This is a genomic window from Bacillus sp. FSL E2-0195 (assembly GCF_038003645.1).
Classification (GTDB): Bacteria; Bacillota; Bacilli; order Bacillales; family Bacillaceae_G; genus Bacillus_A; species Bacillus_A mycoides.
On record NZ_JBBOPN010000001.1, the window covers coordinates 4,800,522 to 4,816,940 of the forward strand.

22 protein-coding genes and 1 riboswitch are annotated in these 16,419 nt (G+C 35.9%); of the genes, 2 read left to right on the plus strand and 20 right to left on the minus strand.

The genetic code is table 11. The features are described from left to right. Window positions 1-5 precede the first annotated feature (5 nt). The 11 genes from sufC to MHH59_RS25000 form a co-directional block, all read right to left on the minus strand. Complete coding sequence (sufC, locus tag MHH59_RS24950; protein WP_002034576.1) at window positions 6-791, minus strand: Fe-S cluster assembly ATPase SufC; 786 nt, start codon at window positions 789-791, stop codon at window positions 6-8. Between the two features lie 237 nt (window positions 792-1,028). Next, a complete protein-coding gene (gene metQ / locus MHH59_RS24955) occupies window positions 1,029-1,835 on the minus strand; it encodes a methionine ABC transporter substrate-binding lipoprotein MetQ (RefSeq protein WP_002034573.1) in 807 nt (268 codons plus the stop codon). A 71-nt stretch (window positions 1,836-1,906) separates the two neighbouring features. Next, on the minus strand, window positions 1,907-2,719 hold the full coding sequence (gene metQ / locus MHH59_RS24960) for a methionine ABC transporter substrate-binding lipoprotein MetQ (protein WP_340852630.1): 813 nt from the start codon (window positions 2,717-2,719) through the stop codon (window positions 1,907-1,909). Between the two features lie 22 nt (window positions 2,720-2,741). Beyond that, window positions 2,742-3,407 (minus strand): methionine ABC transporter permease, encoded by a 666-nt coding sequence (locus MHH59_RS24965; RefSeq protein WP_340852633.1) that lies wholly within the window; start codon window positions 3,405-3,407, stop codon window positions 2,742-2,744. Beyond that, entirely contained in the window at window positions 3,400-4,425 is a 1,026-nt protein-coding gene (locus MHH59_RS24970) for a methionine ABC transporter ATP-binding protein (RefSeq protein WP_002015938.1), read from the minus strand. Before MHH59_RS24970 ends, MHH59_RS24965 begins: the two co-directional genes overlap by 8 nt. 178 nt (window positions 4,426-4,603) lie before the next feature. Then, window positions 4,604-4,711: riboswitch (SAM riboswitch) on the minus strand. A 125-nt stretch (window positions 4,712-4,836) separates the two neighbouring features. Beyond that, window positions 4,837-5,181 carry a hypothetical protein gene (locus MHH59_RS24975; RefSeq protein WP_002015939.1) on the minus strand — a complete coding sequence of 115 codons (345 nt, stop codon included), beginning with the start codon at window positions 5,179-5,181 and terminating at the stop codon, window positions 4,837-4,839. Window positions 5,182-5,333: 152 nt separating this feature from the next. After that, window positions 5,334-5,642 carry a thioredoxin family protein gene (locus MHH59_RS24980; RefSeq protein WP_002015940.1) on the minus strand — a complete coding sequence of 103 codons (309 nt, stop codon included), beginning with the start codon at window positions 5,640-5,642 and terminating at the stop codon, window positions 5,334-5,336. A gap of 3 nt (window positions 5,643-5,645) precedes the next feature. Next, a complete protein-coding gene (locus MHH59_RS24985) occupies window positions 5,646-5,990 on the minus strand; it encodes a toprim domain-containing protein (protein ID WP_000640865.1) in 345 nt (114 codons plus the stop codon). A gap of 375 nt (window positions 5,991-6,365) precedes the next feature. Beyond that, complete coding sequence (gene gcvH / locus MHH59_RS24990) at window positions 6,366-6,749, minus strand: glycine cleavage system protein GcvH (RefSeq protein ID WP_000026895.1); 384 nt, start codon at window positions 6,747-6,749, stop codon at window positions 6,366-6,368. Between the two features lie 41 nt (window positions 6,750-6,790). Then, a complete protein-coding gene (locus tag MHH59_RS24995; RefSeq protein WP_002129756.1) occupies window positions 6,791-7,156 on the minus strand; it encodes an arsenate reductase family protein in 366 nt (121 codons plus the stop codon). Between the two features lie 648 nt (window positions 7,157-7,804). Next, entirely contained in the window at window positions 7,805-8,332 is a 528-nt protein-coding gene (locus tag MHH59_RS25000; protein WP_078177965.1) for a hypothetical protein, read from the minus strand. 144 nt (window positions 8,333-8,476) lie between these two features. Between MHH59_RS25000 and MHH59_RS25005 the strand changes: the two genes are divergently transcribed. Then, window positions 8,477-9,124: a phosphatase PAP2 family protein gene (locus MHH59_RS25005; protein ID WP_002089392.1), complete on the plus strand. Its 648-nt coding sequence runs from the start codon at window positions 8,477-8,479 to the stop codon at window positions 9,122-9,124. 57 nt (window positions 9,125-9,181) lie between these two features. On the opposite strand, the gene MHH59_RS25010 is transcribed toward MHH59_RS25005, so the two are convergent. From MHH59_RS25010 to MHH59_RS25030, 5 genes are all read right to left on the minus strand, one after another. Further along, the gene (locus MHH59_RS25010) at window positions 9,182-10,195 is read right to left on the minus strand and encodes a PTS transporter subunit IIC (RefSeq protein WP_002089394.1); all 1,014 of its coding nucleotides are present in this window, start codon (window positions 10,193-10,195) and stop codon (window positions 9,182-9,184) included. Between the two features lie 22 nt (window positions 10,196-10,217). Then, window positions 10,218-11,165 carry an L-lactate dehydrogenase gene (locus tag MHH59_RS25015; protein ID WP_445290620.1) on the minus strand — a complete coding sequence of 316 codons (948 nt, stop codon included), beginning with the start codon at window positions 11,163-11,165 and terminating at the stop codon, window positions 10,218-10,220. Window positions 11,166-11,412: 247 nt separating this feature from the next. Continuing rightward, window positions 11,413-11,661: a spore coat protein gene (locus tag MHH59_RS25020; protein ID WP_002015950.1), complete on the minus strand. Its 249-nt coding sequence runs from the start codon at window positions 11,659-11,661 to the stop codon at window positions 11,413-11,415. Window positions 11,662-11,674: 13 nt separating this feature from the next. Further along, the gene (locus MHH59_RS25025) at window positions 11,675-11,860 is read right to left on the minus strand and encodes a hypothetical protein (protein ID WP_001180550.1); all 186 of its coding nucleotides are present in this window, start codon (window positions 11,858-11,860) and stop codon (window positions 11,675-11,677) included. A 147-nt stretch (window positions 11,861-12,007) separates the two neighbouring features. Next, a complete protein-coding gene (locus tag MHH59_RS25030) occupies window positions 12,008-12,724 on the minus strand; it encodes a CPBP family intramembrane glutamic endopeptidase (RefSeq protein ID WP_002184721.1) in 717 nt (238 codons plus the stop codon). Between the two features lie 241 nt (window positions 12,725-12,965). Between MHH59_RS25030 and MHH59_RS25035 the strand changes: the two genes are divergently transcribed. Continuing rightward, the gene (locus MHH59_RS25035; RefSeq protein ID WP_002112689.1) at window positions 12,966-13,094 is read left to right on the plus strand and encodes a hypothetical protein; all 129 of its coding nucleotides are present in this window, start codon (window positions 12,966-12,968) and stop codon (window positions 13,092-13,094) included. Between the two features lie 27 nt (window positions 13,095-13,121). On the opposite strand, the gene MHH59_RS25040 is transcribed toward MHH59_RS25035, so the two are convergent. The 4 genes from MHH59_RS25040 to MHH59_RS25055 form a co-directional block, all read right to left on the minus strand. Next, window positions 13,122-13,844: an MBL fold metallo-hydrolase gene (locus MHH59_RS25040; protein WP_016127713.1), complete on the minus strand. Its 723-nt coding sequence runs from the start codon at window positions 13,842-13,844 to the stop codon at window positions 13,122-13,124. Window positions 13,845-13,906: 62 nt separating this feature from the next. Next, complete coding sequence (locus MHH59_RS25045) at window positions 13,907-14,194, minus strand: DUF2178 domain-containing protein (protein ID WP_016127712.1); 288 nt, start codon at window positions 14,192-14,194, stop codon at window positions 13,907-13,909. Further along, window positions 14,191-14,418: a helix-turn-helix transcriptional regulator gene (locus MHH59_RS25050; RefSeq protein WP_002184716.1), complete on the minus strand. Its 228-nt coding sequence runs from the start codon at window positions 14,416-14,418 to the stop codon at window positions 14,191-14,193. Before MHH59_RS25050 ends, MHH59_RS25045 begins: the two co-directional genes overlap by 4 nt. 130 nt (window positions 14,419-14,548) lie before the next feature. Next, a complete protein-coding gene (locus MHH59_RS25055; RefSeq protein WP_002089410.1) occupies window positions 14,549-16,333 on the minus strand; it encodes an acyl-CoA dehydrogenase family protein in 1,785 nt (594 codons plus the stop codon). Between the last annotated feature and the right edge of the window lie 86 nt (window positions 16,334-16,419).

Sequence of the window (16,419 nt, forward strand, 5' to 3'; positions counted from 1 at the left end):
CTCTCTTACGCTTCTTGCTCTGCTGTTTCGTCTTCAATACCTAATTCTTTTTTAATCCAGTCGTAACCTTCAGCTTCTAGACGTTGTGCAAGCTCAGGGCCACCAGATTTAACGATACGACCGTTCATCATAACGTGAACGAAGTCTGGAGTGATGTAGTTTAATAAACGTTGGTAATGCGTAATCATTAGGCAGCCGAACTCTTCGCCGCGCATTTGGTTAATACCTTTAGATACAACTTTTAATGCATCGATATCAAGACCTGAGTCGATTTCATCTAAGATTGCGATTTTTGGCTCAATCATCATTAATTGAAGAATTTCGTTACGTTTTTTCTCTCCACCAGAGAAACCTTCGTTTAAGTAACGTTGTGCCATTTCTGGATCCATTTCTAGGAATTCCATGTTTTTATCTAAAGTACGGATAAATTTCATAAGAGAAATTTCATCGCCTTCTTCACGACGTGCATTAATTGCAGAACGTAAGAAGTCCGCGTTTGTTACTCCGCTAATTTCACTTGGATATTGCATTGCTAAGAATAGACCTGCTAGCGCACGCTCATCTACTTCCATTTCTAATACATCTTCACCGTCGATGATAATGCTACCTTCTGTTACTTCATACTTTGGGTGACCCATAATCGCAGAAGATAAAGTTGATTTACCTGTTCCGTTAGGTCCCATAATTGCGTGGATTTCTCCACCTTTTACTTCAAGGTTTACACCTTTTAAAATTTCTTTGCCATCGATTGATACGTGTAAGTCTTTAACCGTTAATGTAGAACCAGCCATCTCAATACCTCCATTAATCCTCTATATACATTTTAAAAATTACTAAAACGTTCATATTCTCATTTTATTCTCATTCTAATCTTATATCAAATAAAATGATATCGCAAACACTAAGAAAATGTAACAATTTTTTCAAAAATGTATATAAGTATTTCCTTTACATCCTCTTATGATACACCTTTCTTCTTATATATATAAAGAAAAAAGGACTGGATGATTCCCAGTCCTTCCCAGCACCTATTCATTTACTGGAAGTACAGCACCTTTATATTCTTTATTGATAAAGTCTTGAATTTCTTTTGAATGCAATACGTCTACTAACTCTTTAATTTCTTTTTTCTTCTCGTCACCTTTACGAACTGCGATAATATTTGCATAAGGAGAGTCTGATCCTTCAATTGCAATTGCATCCTTTGTTGGATTTAATTTCGCATCAATTGCGTAGTTTGAATTAATAAATAAAGCATCACCTTCATTGTTTTCGTACAGCTTCGGTGAAAGTCCAGGTTCTACATCTGTTTTAAACTTTAAATTTTTCGGATTTTCTACAACATCTTTTACTGTTGCTTTAACAACATCTACACCGTCTTTTAATTTAATAACGCCGCCTTTTTGTAACAATGCGAGCATACGGCCACGCTCCGCTACGTTATTACTCATAATAACTGTTCCGCCATCTGGAAGTTCTTTTAAGCTTTTATATTTCTTAGAATAAATGCCCATTGGCTCTAAATGAATTTTTCCTGCATTTACAATTTTGTATCCTTTTTCTTGAATCTCTTTATCTAAATAAGGGATATGTTGAAAATAATTTGCATCGATTTCTTTATCAGCTAATGCCTTATTTGGTAAAACATAATCCTGGAATTTTTTTATCTCTAACTTAATGCCCTTTTTCTCTAATATTGGCTGTGCCTTTTCTAAAATAACAGCGTGCGGTATATTAGAAGCGCCAACGACAAGCTTATTCTCATCTTTCCCCCCGCAAGCAGCTAATGTAAATACAGACAGTGCTGTAACAACTGACAATAGAATCTTTTTCATATGATGTCCCCTTCTCCCCTATAGTTATGTAGTAAAAAAAGGACCGGCATACACCAGCCCTTTTTCCACAATTATTCTTTTACAGGAACAACTGCCCCTTTATATTCTTTAGTAATTAAGTCTTCAATTTCTTTAGAATGCAGTACTTCTATAAGAGCTTTAATCTCTTTTTTATCTTTATCGCCTTTACGAACAGCTACTACGTTTGCGTATGGAGAATCATTTCCTTCAATTGCAATCGCGTCTTTTTCTGGGTTTAATTTCGCATCAATTGCATAGTTAGAATTAATTAGAACCGCATCGCCTTCTTTATTGTTATACACTTGTGGCAATAAACCAGGCTCGATATCTGTTTTGAACTTTAAGTTTTTCGGATTATCCGCAATATCTTTTGGAGTTGCTTTAACTGGCTCTACTCCGTCTTTAATTTTTAAAATGCCTTCTTTTTGTAAAATTGCTAAACCACGACCATGATCAGTAACAGAATTACTCATAATAATTGTCGCCCCGTTTGGAAGTTCTTTTAAGCTCTTATATTTTTGAGAATACACACCAATCGGTTCTAAATGAATTTTTCCTGCTATTTCAAAATCATATTTCTTATCTTTAATCTCTTTTTCTAAATACGGAATGTGCTGGAAGTAGTTTGCATCTAATTCCTTATCCGCTAACGATTTATTTGGTAATACGTAGTCTTGGAATTTTTTAATTTCTAGCTCAATTCCTTTTTTCTCAAGTAACGGTTTTGCCTTTTCTAAAATTTCAGCGTGCGGTACGTTAGAAGCACCAACAACAAGTTTCTTTTCATCTTTATCTTTCCCGCCACAAGCAGCTAACCCAAAAATTGAAGTTGAAATAAGTGCTGTAAGTAATAATTTTTTCATTTGAAATATCCCCCTGTTTTCATTATCTTTTATCTATTCGAGTCGTTAAACTATCACCAATCCACTGAATTAAAAATACAACGAGTAATACACAAATTGTCGCAACGATTGTTACATCGTTATTTCCACGCTGGAATCCCTCTAAGTAAGCAAGTGTTCCAAGACCACCAGCACCAACAACACCTGCCATTGCTGTATAGCCTACTAAAGCAATAGTCGTAACCGTAATACCAGATACTAACGCTGGTAACGATTCTGGAATTAACACCTTCAAAATAATTGTGCTTGTTTTTGCTCCCATCGCTTTTGAAGCTTCAATTACACCTTTATCAATCTCACGAAGCGCGATTTCAACCATTCTCGCGTAAAATGGTGCCGCTCCAATAATTAAAGCTGGCAGCGCTGCACTCGCTCCGAGTATTGTTCCAAGAAGAATCTTTGTGAACGGGATTAATAAAATAATTAAAATGATGAACGGTATAGAACGGAAAATGTTTACGAACGCTCCAATCACCGTATTAATCGCTTTATTTTCCCATAAATTATCTTTCGCTGTCATAAAGAGTAATAGTCCTAAAATAAGTCCTAAAACAAATGTAGCAAGTGCTGCGATTGCCATCATATATAACGTTTCACCAGTTGCTTCTAACATTTGATTCCAATCAATATTTGCGATTAACTTATCCATGTGCAATCACCTCCAGCTCTACTTGATCTTGATGAATCCCTTCTATTGCTTGCTGGATCGCTGTTTCTTCACCATTTAAATGAACGACTAAACTTCCGTAAGATCCGTTATTCGTTTGCGCGATATTTCCTTGCAAAATGCTAACTTCTATATCACCGCGCTGCATTAACCTTTGAAGTACCGGTCTTTCTACCGCTTCACCGACAAACTGCAAACGAATTACTTTTCCATCTGGATACTTTTCTATTAAACTTTCAATCGTTTCATTTGTATCTTCAGAATCAGTTAACTGCTGTACAAATCGTTTTGTAATGTCTTGCTGTGGATTACGGAATACGTCAAGTACTGGACCCGTTTCTACGATCTTCCCTTTTTCCATTACAGCAACTCGATTACAAATTTTGCGAATAACGTGCATCTCATGCGTAATCAATACAATTGTTAAGCCGAGACGCTTATTAATATCTAACAATAAATCTAAAATTTGATCTGTCGTTTCCGGATCAAGAGCTGACGTTGCTTCATCACATAAAAGTACTTGTGGATTATTTGCTAACGCTCTTGCAATCCCGACGCGCTGCTTTTGTCCACCACTTAGCTGAGATGGGTACGCGTCTCCTCTTCCTTCTAATCCAACAAGATGAATTAACTCATCGACACGTTTTCTTCTCTCCGCCTTATCGACACCTGCAATTTCAAGTGGGAATGCGATATTTTCACGCACAGTTCGTGACCAAAGTAAGTTGAAATGCTGAAAAATCATTCCGATTTCTTGTCTTGCCTTACGAAGTTCATTTCCAGTAATCGCTGAAATCACACGATTCGCAATTGTAATTTGGCCAGAAGTTGGTTTCTCTAACTGATTAAACAATCTGATTAACGAACTTTTCCCAGCGCCACTATATCCAATAACACCAAATATTTCACCCTTATCTACTTTTAAGTTGGCGTTATCTACAGCAGTGACATCACCGCTTTTTGCCTTATATATTTTCTTTACATTTTCTAATAAGATCATGATGTTCACCCCTTTTTTGTTTGGATAGACTCCGCATTTTTTTATTTTTCATGCGTGTAGTCCATCGTTATAGCTCCTCTTATTATTTGAATGTCCTCCGCATTCAAACAACAAAAAACCTTTCCGCTTCTAGAGAAGCAGAAAGGTTTATATGCGTATATAACAACATTATCCCTCTCTCTCATCTCTCAAAGCATTTGCTTTGCAGGAATTGGCACCATTTCAACATAAGTTGACGGTTGCCGGGCTTCACAGGGCACAGTCCCTCCACCTCTCTTAATAAGAGAAATCAGATTAAATTTTCGTCTGATTTAAAATTTATGAAATTGTCTATATTTTATGAATTGAATTGTATCAATATCCACACGCTCTGTCAACAGAAATTTTCGTAAAAAAAGAAACTTCAGAATTTTAAGCTCCGACTGACATCGGTTTACATATATGAAACATCGATTCAACTAATAACATCGTTCGATACGTTCCAGAATATTGTACCCGTCCATCACTCATTAACTTTTGCAACCTCATATTTCCAGTCACTAACTTTTGTACATCCTCTTCCTCTAAACAAACGATTTGTTCCGTTCCTCTCGCCTCTTTCAAAAGTTCTATATAATCTCTTGAAATTTGTAACGAACAGCATTCATCTCCAAAACGAAAATTAACAGTTCTTTCTCCTTGCCTTAAAAGCGGTTCTAAATGATATTGACCATTAGCGTAATTTACAAATGATTGAAGCAAAGAATATAATTTCATCCTAAACCACATCCCTCATATCACTTTCTATTACATACCATTCCCTCTTATTAAAGGGCAATCCTGTTATTTTCGCTCGACAAATACTGTATCTATCACGCATGTCGACATATTTCCCAAGAAATATGTCGAGGCGGCAAAAACTTTGCCGCCTACTTTAATTCCGTATATAAATATTCAACCGAATGAAATGCATATATTTTCTTCATCAGTGTCCCATTTTCAAAAATAAGTAAACACGGTACACTTTCTATCCCATACTCTTTCGCTAAATGCGGGGCATAATTTAAATCTAACATTCCAATTTTCAAATCTTCAATCGTCATCTCAACGACCGTTAACATCTTCTTTGCCAATTGGCATGTTCCACACATTGGTGTATACACATATAACACTGTTTTTTCTTCATTTCCTATTAGGGCTGTAGCTTCGGCACCTGTCCAATCAATCACTTCTATCATTCCTTACCGTAAATATTCTGTATAAACGTCAATGTCTGCTCCCCATAATACATTTGCTAAATGTGAAGAAGGTGCAGTCGCCACCTCGCGATACGAGCGATCAATATAAATATGCTCTGCTTGCGGAAATTCTTTTCGGAATTGTTTCCTTAACTTTTCTCCTGCATCATCAGCATCCACTAGCACATATACGTCCTTATCAAAAAATTGATCAATGAGCTCATCCATTTTCGACAAACCAATTGTACCATTTGTACAAACAATTTCCACTGGTTCACGAATAATAGATTCAATCTTTCTTCTATCCGATTTACCTTCTACAATAATGACTTTTTCCACATAAATCATATGTCATCACCCGATCACCATATACTATACAACCTTTAACTTAGTATATAGTATATTCGTTATTTTCATGTTGTTTCCTGTTTATTTTTGCAAAAGAAAAGCGCAAGCGGCTCGTTCAGAACAGGAGGGCATTGGAACTCCTGAACTAGAGGCGCTCTTTGCCTCAAGTGAAGGAGTGAAATGACCGACTGTTCTAGCCGCTGGAGCTGGATCATAACGAAAAGCTCAAGCGGCTTGCTCAGCATGAAGCCTACATGAAAAAAGTTTTTCAAAAACGTTCTCCTACATAATAATTAATATATATGTTTTTAAATTCATTATGTACACAACATAAAAAAGGACAGCACAAAGGCTGTCCTTTTTCTTCGACTATAATTAGTCTTGGTTTGTCATTTCTGCATATTTTTCTGCAGTTAATAACTTCTCAACTTGGCTTGCATCAGAAAGTTCAACTTTAACCATCCATGCACCCTCGTATGGAGATTCGTTAACTAGTTCTGGTTGGTCACTTAATTCTTCGTTTACTGCTACAACTTTACCACTTACAGGTGCGTATAATTCAGAAACTGTTTTAACAGATTCTACGCTTCCGAATGGCTCGTCAGCTTGGATTGTTGCACCTACTTCAGGAAGTTCAACGAATACGATATCGCCTAACTCACCTTGCGCAAAATGAGTAATACCGATAACAACCGCATTACCTTCTGTTTTTACCCATTCGTGTTCTTCAGAGTAACGTAAATTATTTGGAATGCTCATGACTGTACCTCCAGTGAATGTATTAATTATGTAAAAATACCTTATTGGTACTTTTTCCACACACTTTCAAACTGCTCTTCGTTAAAACCAAGTGTTACACTCGTTCCATCTGTTACAATTGGACGTTTAATCAACATGCCATCAGATGCTAAAAGCTCATACATTTCGTCTTCGCTTGCATCCTTTAACTTATCTTTTAAACCAAGTTCGCGGTAACGCATTCCACTTGTATTAAAGAATTTTTTTAATGGTAATTCACTTTTCTCATGTAAATTACGTAAATCTTCTTTTGACGGTGGATTTTCAACAATATGAATCATCTCATATGCTACATCGTTTGCCTCAAACCATTTCTTTGCTTTTTGACATGTGCCACATTTTGGATATGAATAAAATGTTACTGTCATAAATTCACCTACTTTTTTACTAACCTTTACCTTTATCATATAGAAAACATTTTATTATTTCAAACGATTATTCGCTAAACTTTTACTTATTTCGTGATAATTTTTAATAATCCTGCTAATTTTTCTTATTTTTCCGCCATTTATTAAGAAAAAATAAATATATAATTTTTTAAAAATTTTTTCTCATCCCACGCCGAACATATATCTTAAACAAACGTTTGATTAATTTCATATTTTTCTACCTCAACCTTCGGAATACGTAGATTCTTTTATACCGAACATATACCTTAAACAAACGTTTGATTAATTTCATGTTTTTCTACCCCAACCTTTGGAATACATGAATTCTTCCATACCGAACATACCTCTTAAACAAACGTTTGATTAATTTCATGTTTTTCTATATCACCTTTGGAATACATGATTTTCTATACCGAACATATATCTTAAACAAACGTTTATCCCGCTATTTGCGGGCAGTAAGACTCCCACCTCGAAATTCGGCAAATGCGAGGAAGTTAGGTGGGAGATAACTGCCCGTAAAAGCCCGATTGGTGCGGGCTAATAATCAGTGGGGGATGGACACCCCCCACTGATTAAAGTTTCACTTTATTTAAAAAATAAGAAGTCCTTTTACAGGCTCCTTCATCATCGACTTAAATAGTCCGAAATGGTTTGAAATACTACTATATACATATTATGAATACTTTCTTCTGTATTTCCACCATTCAATAAACCTACTCCCCATTGTTGCCCTTCGCCACTTCCAATATTTGCAAAACCTTGCGCGTACATAGCATTTACATCTTTTCGTGCACTGTTATACTCTATCCCTTTTGTAATAAAAGTTGAATATGATTTATCTTGTAAACCAATAAAAAATACTGGTTTCTTTAGCGATGAAAATACATCTTTATACTGCTCTGTTGAGGCTTCTTGAAAGTGATCTTTCATTATTAGAAAACCATCCACTTCCTTAGCTTTCTTTTCCAATTCCTCTAACTTCACTTTTTCAAACTTTATATTTCTAAATGTATCTTTCGGCTTTTCACCAACAACTCCAATGACGAGTGCTCTCCCGTTATATTCTAAATTTTCTCCTTCTTTATCCTTTGCACACCCAGTACTCACTAGGCATAACAATATAAAAACTAAGAAATACAGTGAACGCTTCATATAGCACCCTCCCCCTCTTTTAAGTCAAGTGACAAAAATGTAAGGTGAATTCAAGAAAATGTAAGTAAAATCGATAGCCCAATTGGATTTTCTATATTATAATCAATTGAATTTATTTACATTACTAAAACATAGGAGATTATCATGAAGAAATTTAAACTTTCATCTCTTCTTCCGTTAAGTTATATACTTCTACTCGTACTCGTAAGTCCCCTTTACGATGTATTAAATAAATCTACTGTTCACGCAGTAGATGTCACAACTGTAGTAGATGATTGGATTCCATTTGTGAAAGCATTTATTATTCCTTACTTACTTTGGTTTCCATACTTATACGGTGCACTTATTTATTACTGTTTTGCTGATCGAAAGCAATATTATGTCACTTTAAGTAGTGTAATTCTTGGAAAACTTGCTTGTTTTTCGATTTATTTTTTTTGGCAGACAACTGTACCACGCCCAACCGTCGTTGGAACAGATGTATTTTCCGAACTAGTCCGCTATATTTATAGTATTGATCATCCAGTAAACTGCTTCCCAAGCATTCATGTCCTTACGACATTTGTAATTATGTTAGCTGCCTTTAAGCGTAGAGAACAGCATACTTTGGAATATTACATCCTTACTTTCTTCGGTACGCTTATTATTTTATCAACATTATTTACGAAGCAGCATGCATTTGTAGACGCCATTTCTGGAATGACGCTTGCAAGCGTACTTTACTTCGGCGTTCAGTTGTTATTAGCAAAAGAAACCGTACGTGTTCCAGTAAAACAAAATCATAAAATGTAAAAAAGCAGACTGTGTCTTCTCAGTCTGCTTTTATCTATTATTAAGGAGATTTTCAAATTAAGATTGCGGTACAGTCATATCACCAGAATGAATACGACCTGCTTTTTTAAGAGCAATGTACAGTATATAAGAAACAGCTACTGGAATGATGATATAAGTGATTACCATCGCTGGGACAACTTCCCACCCTTGGCTGGAAATTAAATTAATTGGTGCGATAAGAGAGCTTAATCCAAGACCTGCAATTTCTTTTCCTGCTTCCAGTTGGAAAATTAGTGCCGATACTGGGCCAACTATTGCACTGGCGACGACAGTTGGGACGAGAATCATTGGATTTTTAGTAATGTTCGGTAACTGCACTTTTGGAGTACAAAGTGCCTGGGCTAATATGCCACCTAAGTTATTTTCTTTCGCTGAAATAACAGAGAATCCGATAAATTGAGCAACACATCCTGCAAGTGCTGCACCGCCTGCAACACCATCTAAGCTAAGCGCTATCGCTAACGCAGCTGATGAAGCTGGAGAGATAAGTAACAATCCCCAAACTACAGCAATCACGATAGAAGCGATAAACGGGCTACCAGCTGAACTATCTTTAATGAATGCTCCAACTGTATTTAAAACTGGGCTAATATTTTGAGCTAACCAAATACCGACTAAACCAGAACCTAATATTGCTGCAAATGGAACGAGCATCATATCTAAAGCAGTTTTTCCACTTAATCGTTTACCAATATAAACTGCTAAAGTCGCTGTTAATAATGCACCGATTGGTTCACCTGTTTTAATGATGAGACCAGCTTCAGTAATTGAAATGGAACCAGCTCCAATTGCTCCAGCTACCATCGCTGAGAAAATTACGAGTCCGTTTGCACCGAGCATAAAGGCAATCCCGGCTCCAATTGCTGGTGCCATAAGTGATTTTGCAACGACTCCGATTGTAATAAGTAATGGTATATCAACAATTCTTCCTATATTTTCGATCAGTAAACCAATTCCAAGGGATACGAAAATACCCTGTGCGATTCCGGCAGAAGCTTTAAACACACGAGACATTATATATTCCTTCATTTGTTTCACCTTCTCCTATAATTTAGTAACCAATTGTTTTCATATAATCGCGTAAAACATCGTTTGATTTTGCAAAGCGACTTTCTTCATCTTCTGATAAGTTTAGTTCTACAACTTCTCTTACACCGTCTCTAGTAATAATTGCTGGTACTCCTGTACAAATATCGTATTCGCCATATTCACCATCTAAAATAGCTGAAACAGCGATAACACGGTGATCATCATTGAAAATTGAGCGCGCAATATAAGCTAAAGAATTTCCGATTCCGTAATAAGTAGTTCCTTTACGCTTATAAATTTCCCATCCAGCTTTTGCAGTCTTCTCAACAATTTCATCTAAATCTATTTCACCTAAGCGTTCTTTTTGTTCCTCTAAAATTTGCAGAATTGATTTTCCACCAACAGTTACGTGAGACCAAGCAACCATTTGAGAATCACCATGTTCTCCTAATGAATACCCATGAATACTACGAGGATCTACATGTAACATTTCAGATAAAATTGTTCTTAAGCGAGAAGAATCTAGTGATGTACCTGTACCAATCACACGATTTCTAGGTAATCCAGATAGCTTCCACACTTGATATGTAATAATGTCAACTGGGTTCGATGCGAGTAAGAAAATGCCATCAAATCCACTTTCCATTACGCCGCCAACAACACCCTCCATAATCTTAGCGCTGGCTCCTAAAGTGTCTAAACGACTTTGTCCAGGCTTCGGCGCTGGTCCTGCTGTAATAACAATGTCCATATCTTTGCAGTCTTCATAGCTTCCGGCATATACTTTTGTTCTTGTATTTGTAAAGTTAATGCAGTGCGATAAATCCATCGCTTCTCCAACTGCACGTTCATGATTTATATCAATTAACAATAGCTCTTCGCAAATCCCTTGGTTTACAATGGAATACGCACAGCTTGATCCAACTAATCCAGTACCGATAATTGCAATTTTTCTTGTGTTTCTATTCATAGCAATCTCTCCTAATTGATCATGTAGTCTATTTCTTTCGTTCTTTACACCCCTAATTATAGAGGTTCTCACGATAGAAACCATGGATACTTTGTGAAATATTGAGCAAAGCTTTTGTCCTTTTTGTGAATTGTTATATTTAATTTTCGTCATATTTGTTACAACTGAAAAAATATTTATTATGTATTTATTGACATATACCAAACAAAAAAACGAGCGAATCCATTCGCTCGTTTCATTCATCACACTATTCCGCACTTAATTGACTTTTCAATTGCTGCACAATCATTGGATTAGCAGGTGCTGCCGGCTTGTAATAACTTTTTTGCTTTGCATATTCATACATATTACGTTGACGCATCTCATCTTGATTACGAATTTGAATTAACGTTTGATGTAACTGTTCGTTATCAGACTGAGAAATATAATTTGCATAACTTGTTAAACTTGAGTTTAACCCTGCTAAATAATCGTTTACCATATCTTTTTCATTCATTTCTCTCTTCCTCCTATCCTAAAAAAGTCATTAATTGCTGTTTCGTATTTCGCGCATCTTGCGCATCCTTTTGTAGCATTTGCTTTAGCTGTGGATCTGTACAAGCCTGTGCATACTGGTCCAATTTGTTAATAATCGTCGCATGACCACCAATTAAATGACGTAAATTTTCTACTTCAAGCTCTGTTAAATTTTGCATAGGATACTCCTACCTTTCTTTGTTCATTCGTCATTAGTATTTGGTTCTTTTTGGATTGTATGCATGAATTAACTTTTCCTACCTATAAACAAAATAAAAGATGCATAGCTAAGCCATCCATCTTTTATGCTAAATATTCGTTCAATTTTATAAAGAGACAATCATACTTATACTCACAAGTAAGTTCCATGCAATATGTAAAATGATACTAGGTACAATAGACTGTGTCTTCTTATATAACATAGCAAATACAATCCCCATAATCGTTGCCGTAATTGGAAAACCACCATGAAAAATCCCAAAAATGAAGGAAGAAATAATGATACCAACTAGAAAACTATATTTCTTTTCAAGAAATCGATACAAAATCCCTCTATATAAAACCTCTTCTTTAACTGGTGTAATTATAGCCACACTTAACACATATATAATGCTTTGTATCACACTATTTTGAAGTGTCTCTCCCCCTAATTGATCTCGTTGCTGCCCTGCACTTTCAAAGCTAAACAGCTCTAACATTACATACTGAGCTAATGCAATGACGATAAAACCTAGTAATAAATACAAGTAGGTTTTCCCACTTTTTAAAACAGATACATCCCAAATGTTCTTAATAAAATGAAGCACTGGTTTATAAGCAAATAAAACAATAGCAACCACAGCCGCATCAAATAGAAGTAAATAATATCCCTCTAAATTAGCACGTAATACCTCTTCTCCAAAAATTCCAAGAGCTAAAGCAAGGAATAATCCCCCCATTAATAGGAACCCCAAAATACTTGCTATCATTACTAATAAATTTTTATATGTTAAATTGTCTATCCTCTCTTCTACGCTATAAGCCTCTAATACTGTTTTACTCATACTATTCCTCCACTTGTTTTAATTCATAATAATCTTTAGTTCTTAATATACATATAAACAACATAACAAAAACCAAAACAAGAATAATATGCAATTTTACATATCACGAAAACTTTGCATTCTATAGATTTAGGAATTAGATTACTATAGAATAATTATTAGATGAAATTCCAAAAATTCCTTATCTATCCACCATAACCCTCGCATCATATAAAACTTATTAATTAAAGGAGAAATGAACATGAAAACACATGACTTCCTTACAGAAATCCAGAAGGGCTCTGAACCTAATCCATATCAAGATCCTATCGCATTTATTTTCCTTTGTTTTTCCTTAGCCATATACACATTTTTAAAACCAGCAAAATAATATCATCTAGCAAAAAGAGCCTCAAAATTATTTGAGACTCTTTCTTGTTAAATTCCTTTCCGCTTCTTCAATCGCCCGTTGCATTTGCACTAACGGATCCTTAATCATCTTCCCATGCCCTGTCGCCAATATAGTCGGCCTATATTCCAGTAATTTCTGAGCGCTTATTAACGCCGTTTCTGCATCCCAAGTACCAAACACAGGGAACGGAAATAACCACTTTATTTGTCCTGCTACGGCCACTCCTCCCCTCGTTTGAAACGCATCTCCAACAACTAGCGCATCATTCCTCGTATCTAAAAACGCCATTGAACCTGGTGTATGACCTGGAGTCTCAATCGCTAAAAGAGAACCAATTCTACCTCCTTCTTGAAGAAGAATATCTGGAATCGTCTTTATCTTTTTGGACACACCCACTTTTATCGGTGTGTTTCGTTCTCCCTTTTGCAGTGCCATATCTCCTTCAAGTAAATGAGCATCTCTTTTAGAAATATAAACCGGAACATCCGGCAATTCTTTCTTTATAACATCAAGCGCTCCTATGTGGTCATCATGAGCATGAGTAATAATAATATTCGTAATCGGTTTACCAATTTTTTGGGCCGATTCTAAAATCTTCTTTCCACAAAATGATAAAGCAGCATCAATTAAAGTTAATCCAGCCTCCTCCTCAACAAAATAACAGTTGATTGGAAATAGATGCGGGAAAAATGCTATTTGATGAACTGTTCCTGCTTTTATTACGCTCATCTCCTGTACCTCCATAAAAAAGAGCCGTTTACAAATACATATGTAAAACAGCCCTTTTCCAGTTAATATTTTCTTTTCAAAACTACAATAGTTAAAGCATAAGAACAAAGTACCCCTGCTAACAAAAATGAATTCGCTAGTTTATATTGTTCGCCTGTCAATGAATATAGATTTCCAATTAAAAAGATAACTAAATATAGAAGTAAAAATACAAATAACGAAATTTTAGCTGCATTCCCCGTAATATGCTCGCCTCTTTCGTCTTCCCCCTCATTCTTCTGAAAACGTGTTGAATATAAAACACCTATTAGTCCTGCTACTGAGATTATTATCCCTACTACAATACTCATTCCGTTTCCCCCTCTATCTTATATTGAAAAACTTCATGAAATTCCTTACCTAAAATACTTGCAATTTCAAAAGCTAAAATTAAAGATGGATTGTAACGATTCGCTTCAATTGAAGCGATTGTTTGTCTACTTACCCCAGCTTGGTTCGCTAAATCCGTTTGTGACCAGCGTTTTTCTGCTCGGAGTACAACGAGATTATTTTGTAACGTTCCACTCTGTTTCATAACCTCTCCTCATTTTACATTATTTTCTATATTCTAATTGTAATTTATTTTTAACATCATGTAAACTATTTTTAACATCAATAAAAATAAAAAACCAGCAGCCAACAGGCCACTGGTTCTCTTTCATCTATTAAACTGTATAACGCTCATCTTCTAAAATTTTCGCAGCAATTTCACGCTTCTTCGGAATTACGTTAAGTGGTGTGTGGCGAGTTAATTTACGTAATGATGATAACATCATGCGCAGCATGTCGCCATTTTCAACTGCGATAAGTGTTTCTTTCGCATCTGCTTCGATTTCGTTGAATGCTTCTTGGCAGAATACTTCAGTGTATAACACTTTTTGTTTATTCTTTTCAAGACCAGTTGTTTTAATTGCTTTTTCTGTACGAAGAAGAGCTGATTCCATTGCGTAAAGATTGCTTACGATGTCAGCGATATTCACAAGAATTTCTTGCTCTTTATCTAATGCTTTACCGTATTTTTGAGCTGCTAATCCAGCTACCATTAAACCGATTTTCTTCGCGTTCTTTACTAAATATTTTTGAAGTGCTAATGGCTCATCGCCTACTTCTTCTGGCATCATCATCATTAACTCTTCTTGTAATTTTTGTGCTTTTTGTAGTAATGGTAATTCACCTTTCATCGCTTTACGTAAGAACGTACCTGGTACGATTAGGCGGTTAATTTCGTTCGTTCCTTCGAAAATACGGTTAATACGAGAATCGCGGTACATTCTTTCAATCTCGTACTCTGCCATAAATCCGTAACCACCGTGAATTTGAACACCTTCATCTACTGTATAATCTAACACTTCAGAACCGAATACTTTATTTAAAGAGCACTCGATTGCATATTCAGCGATAGAAGCTGCTACTGCTTTACCGTCTTTTACTTCTTCTTCAGATAATGTGCTCATGCGACTTTCGAATAAACCTACTGTACGATATACAGAGCTTTCAGCTGCATATGTTTTCGCTGCCATATTCGCAAGTTTCTCTTGAATTAATGGGAAGCGAGCGATTGGTTGTTTGAATTGTTGACGTTGATTTGCATATTGTGCTGAAATTTCTACTGCACGTTTCGCAGATCCAACTGTACCAACACCTAATTTATAACGACCGATATTTAAAATGTTGAACGCGATAATATGGCCTTTACCGATTTCACCAAGTAGGTTTTCTTTCGGTACTAACGCATCTTCTAAAATTAACGTACGAGTTGAAGAACATTTAATACCCATTTTCTTCTCTTCAGGGCTTGTAGATACACCAGCATAGTCTTTCTCTACGATAAATGCTGAGAAGTGCTCACCGTCTATTTTTGCGTATACGATAAATACGTCAGCAAATGCAGAGTTTGTAATCCATTGTTTTTCACCATTTAATACGTAATGCGTACCTTCTGCATTTAAACGTGCAGTTGTTTTTGCACCTAATGCGTCAGATCCTGAACCTGGCTCAGTTAATGCGTATGCCGCTAATTTTTCACCAGTTGCAAGTAATGGTAAATATTTTTTCTTTTGCTCTTCGTTACCAAATAATACGATTGGTAACGATCCGATACCAACGTGAGCACCGTGAGTGATTGCAAAACCACCAGCGCGCGAGAATTTCTCTGCGATTAACGCTGAGCTTACTTTATCAAGACCAATTCCGCCGTACTCTTCTGGTACGTCAGCGCCTAGTAAACCAAGTTCACCAGCTTCTTTTAAAAGACGCACAGAACGATCAAACTCGTGTTGTTCTAAATATTCAAGCTCCGGAAGAACTTCATTTACGATAAAGTCCTCTGTCGTTTTTGCAATCATTTTATGCTCAGATGAAAAATCTTCTGGCGTAAATACTTGATCAATCGTAATCTCCTCTACTAAAAAGCTACCGCCTTTAACCGCATTTCCTACTGTTTTTTCCATGAAAATTTCCTCCTTCATATTTTCATAAGCCGCTTTTCTCATTTTGAAAGAAGCTGGCTCTCATTTTTTTTATAAACCTTTGTTGC

Coding starts and splice junctions, on each gene's coding strand:
- sufC (WP_002034576.1), bottom strand. CDS start 791: ATGGCTGGTTCTACATTAACGGTTAAAGACTTACACGTATCAATCGAT.
- metQ (WP_002034573.1), bottom strand. CDS start 1,835: ATGAAAAAGATTCTATTGTCAGTTGTTACAGCACTGTCTGTATTTACA.
- metQ (WP_340852630.1), bottom strand. CDS start 2,719: ATGAAAAAATTATTACTTACAGCACTTATTTCAACTTCAATTTTTGGG.
- MHH59_RS24965 (WP_340852633.1), bottom strand. CDS start 3,407: ATGGATAAGTTAATCGCAAATATTGATTGGAATCAAATGTTAGAAGCA.
- MHH59_RS24970 (WP_002015938.1), bottom strand. CDS start 4,425: ATGATCTTATTAGAAAATGTAAAGAAAATATATAAGGCAAAAAGCGGT.
- MHH59_RS24975 (WP_002015939.1), bottom strand. CDS start 5,181: ATGAAATTATATTCTTTGCTTCAATCATTTGTAAATTACGCTAATGGT.
- MHH59_RS24980 (WP_002015940.1), bottom strand. CDS start 5,642: ATGATAGAAGTGATTGATTGGACAGGTGCCGAAGCTACAGCCCTAATA.
- MHH59_RS24985 (WP_000640865.1), bottom strand. CDS start 5,990: ATGATTTATGTGGAAAAAGTCATTATTGTAGAAGGTAAATCGGATAGA.
- gcvH (WP_000026895.1), bottom strand. CDS start 6,749: ATGAGCATTCCAAATAATTTACGTTACTCTGAAGAACACGAATGGGTA.
- MHH59_RS24995 (WP_002129756.1), bottom strand. CDS start 7,156: ATGACAGTAACATTTTATTCATATCCAAAATGTGGCACATGTCAAAAA.
- MHH59_RS25000 (WP_078177965.1), bottom strand. CDS start 8,332: ATGAAGCGTTCACTGTATTTCTTAGTTTTTATATTGTTATGCCTAGTG.
- MHH59_RS25005 (WP_002089392.1), top strand. CDS start 8,477: ATGAAGAAATTTAAACTTTCATCTCTTCTTCCGTTAAGTTATATACTT.
- MHH59_RS25010 (WP_002089394.1), bottom strand. CDS start 10,195: ATGAAGGAATATATAATGTCTCGTGTGTTTAAAGCTTCTGCCGGAATC.
- MHH59_RS25015 (WP_445290620.1), bottom strand. CDS start 11,165: ATGAATAGAAACACAAGAAAAATTGCAATTATCGGTACTGGATTAGTT.
- MHH59_RS25020 (WP_002015950.1), bottom strand. CDS start 11,661: ATGAATGAAAAAGATATGGTAAACGATTATTTAGCAGGGTTAAACTCA.
- MHH59_RS25025 (WP_001180550.1), bottom strand. CDS start 11,860: ATGCAAAATTTAACAGAGCTTGAAGTAGAAAATTTACGTCATTTAATT.
- MHH59_RS25030 (WP_002184721.1), bottom strand. CDS start 12,724: ATGAGTAAAACAGTATTAGAGGCTTATAGCGTAGAAGAGAGGATAGAC.
- MHH59_RS25035 (WP_002112689.1), top strand. CDS start 12,966: ATGAAAACACATGACTTCCTTACAGAAATCCAGAAGGGCTCTGAACCT.
- MHH59_RS25040 (WP_016127713.1), bottom strand. CDS start 13,844: ATGAGCGTAATAAAAGCAGGAACAGTTCATCAAATAGCATTTTTCCCG.
- MHH59_RS25045 (WP_016127712.1), bottom strand. CDS start 14,194: ATGAGTATTGTAGTAGGGATAATAATCTCAGTAGCAGGACTAATAGGT.
- MHH59_RS25050 (WP_002184716.1), bottom strand. CDS start 14,418: ATGAAACAGAGTGGAACGTTACAAAATAATCTCGTTGTACTCCGAGCA.
- MHH59_RS25055 (WP_002089410.1), bottom strand. CDS start 16,333: ATGGAAAAAACAGTAGGAAATGCGGTTAAAGGCGGTAGCTTTTTAGTA.